Here is a 2,807-nt window from a genome sequence, read left to right as displayed (position 1 = left end):
TGCGGTGAGTTTTTCCGCACGCGGCATCCCGGTCTTGATCAGCGACAGCAACATCGAGGCCGGCCGCACCACCACAATCGCCAGGATGGCCAGCAGCCAGCCCTGCCAGCCCAGGTGCGAGAGCCGGTCCGGGGTGATCAACGCGCCGAAGAGCAGCAGCGCGGCGAATTTGGTGAGCTCGGAGAACAGGTCCCCGAACGGCTCAAAGGTTTCCGCGGCGACGTGGTCCATGGTGGCCAGCGCTGAACCGGCGGCGAACGCCGCCAGGTAGGGGTTGGCATGTGTCAGGTGGCACAGCGCGTACACCACAATCGCGATGGCCACCGGGCCCAGCGGTTGCAGTCGGGGCTCGATGGTGAGGATCGTGCTGCGCCATGCCAGTGCCACCAGAGCAGCCACGCCCACCCCGATGACCAGGCCGAGCACCAGTTCCAGCAGCACCTCGCCGATGTGGGAGTCCTCGTGTTTGGCCAGCGCCAAGAAGATCAGCACGAACGGCAGCGCGAGGCCGTCATTGAGGCCGGACTCGACATTGAGCAGTCGGCGCAGTCGCAACGGGATGTCGGAGCGGCCGACCAGAGCCGAGGCGAACACCGGGTCGGTCGGGGAAAGGATCGCCCCCAGCAGGAAAGCGGTCGGCCAGTCCAGGCCGACCAGATAGTGCGCCGGCACCGCGATGCCGATCATCGCCAGCGGCATGCCCAGGCCCAGCGCCCGCCCGGACAGTCGCCAGCCCTCCCGCAACGCAGGCACGCTGGCCCGCTGGCCGTCGGTGAACAACACCGTGAACAACGCGATGTCGGCGAGCACCGCGACGATCGCATCATCGGCGGTGTAGTTGACCACCCCGAATCCGCCGGGGCCGAGCAGCGCCCCGCCGACCAGGAACAGCAGCGCCGTGGACAACACGGTCCGGGCGGCCAGGCCGGACAGCGAGACGCTGATCAGCAGCATCACACCGAAAGCCAGGACGAGCGCCATGCCGTCACTCCCAGGTTGTTGTTCCTCTGTCGGGGCTTATGGTGCACGCCGGGCGGACACTTGGGATGCGGTTCGGCTTAAACCCGTCTCTCTGGGAGGATCGGGTCATCATGCGATTCATCCCCGTGTTGTGTGCGGCCGGTGTGTTGGCGGCCGGTCCGCCGGCAGGCCAGCAGCCGACTGTCCGGTTGACCGACAACTACGTCCAGATGCTGTCGCCGTGGGACGTGGCCAACCCGGCGGTGGGATACCTCAACCCCGGACTGCTCACCGCAGTCCAGCGGGCCGCAACCGCTGCCGCGGCCGACGGTGTCACGATCATGATCACCTCGGGGTGGCGTTCACCGGAGTTCCAGCAGCAACTACTTAACGATGCGATCGCCACCTACGGCAGTTTCGCCGCCGCGCGCCAGTACGTGCAGACCCCTGAGCACTCCAAGCACGTTCTCGGCCAAGCCGTCGACATCGGAGGTGTGGATGCCGACTACTGGCTGATCGCCAACGGCGGCCGGTTCGGGCTCTGCCAGATCTACGCCAACGAGAGGTGGCATTTCGAGTTGGCCGCCGACGCCGTGGGCGGTTGCCCGCCATTGCGGGCGAACGCTGCGGGGTAGGCATCGGCGTAGGCATGAGAACGAAGACCGCCCTGCTCCACATCGGGACCCCGAAGACCGGGACGACGTCGATTCAGGAATGCCTCGCCCGGGCCGAGGCGGCGGGGGCGCTGCAGCCCTACCGCTACCCGCTGTTCAGCGGCGACCGGAACCACAACCGGCTGACCATGCTCTACCTGCCGCACCGGGATTTGCCGCAGGTATGGTTGGCGAAGTATTCGCGCGATGATGACCGTTTCCGTCGGGCGCAGTTGCGCTATCGCCGTTTCCTTTTCGGGAGATTGCGGTCCGCTGACGGCGCGATCCTTTCGGCTGAATCGCTGAGCAACCATTTCAGCGGGTCGGCCATTGCAGAGCTTCGCCGCGATCTGGAGTCATTGGGGTTCAGCAAGTTTCACGTCGTTCTCTACATTCGCGATCCCGCCGATTTCTACCTGTCGCGCACGCAGCAGGCACTCAAGTGGTCGTTGTACGGGACGTCGGCGGTCGACGACCCGGCATCCTTCCGATACCGATTCCGGCAGATCGCCGAGACGTGGGAGCAGGCTTTCCCGGGTAGCGTGACCGTTCGGCGCTATGCCAGTGGCGCCCAGCATGACGTCAGCGATGACTTCTCCGAAGTGCTGAGAACCATTCTGGGCGTTGATCTCCCGCGGTCTGAGGCCCGGCTGAACACCACGCTTTCGGCGGAAGCCATGGTGGTTTTGCAGGATTACCGGGAGACTATTGGACCCGATGAGAACTCGCTACTGATTCCAGGCCTCGACCGGCTCGCGGCGTTCCTGGCTCAGTCGGCTGAGCGTGTTCCCCAGACGAGACCAACGCTGAATTCAGCTTTTGCCATGCAAATTCGGGCTAATCACCGAGAGGATGCGGAATTCATCAAGTCCCGGTACGGGGTGGATCTGGGGCTAGGTCCTGCGGCTGGTGTCGCGCCGTTGGCGGCCCGTCCAGTGTGGCGGGTCGAGGACATCCTCGAGTCGTTAGACCTTGATGTCGTCGAGTGTCTGCGGGAGGAGTACCGGCGTGCCGCGACTCCCACGCGGAGGCCTCTGGCGGTACGTGCGGCCGCCCGGGCCTACCGGGCCGTGCCGTATGCGTACAAGCCCGCCCGCCTGGACGCCGCGCTACGGAGCCGATTTAAGCGAGGACCGCAGACATGATGCCGAAAACTGCCCTGATCCATATCGGGACACCCAAGACCGGCACGAC

General features: G+C 65.4%; 3 protein-coding genes. 2 read left to right on the top strand and 1 reads right to left on the bottom strand.

Going from position 1 to position 2,807, the window contains the following annotated elements; all coding sequences use genetic code 11:
- The coding region (locus ADBZ5N_RS18515; RefSeq protein ID WP_526260004.1) for a cation:proton antiporter domain-containing protein at positions 1–981 on the bottom strand (981 nt) is incomplete at its 3' end.
- A 110-nt stretch (positions 982–1,091) separates the two neighbouring features.
- Here ADBZ5N_RS18515 and ADBZ5N_RS18510 point away from each other — a divergent pair.
- Together ADBZ5N_RS18510 and ADBZ5N_RS18505 are read left to right on the top strand one after the other, a co-directional pair.
- Positions 1,092–1,595, top strand: coding sequence for a M15 family metallopeptidase (locus ADBZ5N_RS18510; protein WP_526260002.1), 504 nt, complete (start codon positions 1,092–1,094; stop codon positions 1,593–1,595).
- Positions 1,596–1,609: 14 nt separating this feature from the next.
- Positions 1,610–2,758, top strand: coding sequence for a hypothetical protein (locus ADBZ5N_RS18505; protein ID WP_526260000.1), 1,149 nt, complete (start codon positions 1,610–1,612; stop codon positions 2,756–2,758).
- Positions 2,759–2,807: the final 49 nt, after the last annotated feature.

Source organism: Mycobacterium sp., assembly GCF_044370595.1.
Taxonomy (GTDB): Bacteria; Actinomycetota; Actinomycetes; order Mycobacteriales; family Mycobacteriaceae; genus Mycobacterium.
The sequence above is the reverse complement of the archived record's forward strand: the minus strand, read 5'-3'. Positions and strand labels throughout refer to the sequence as shown.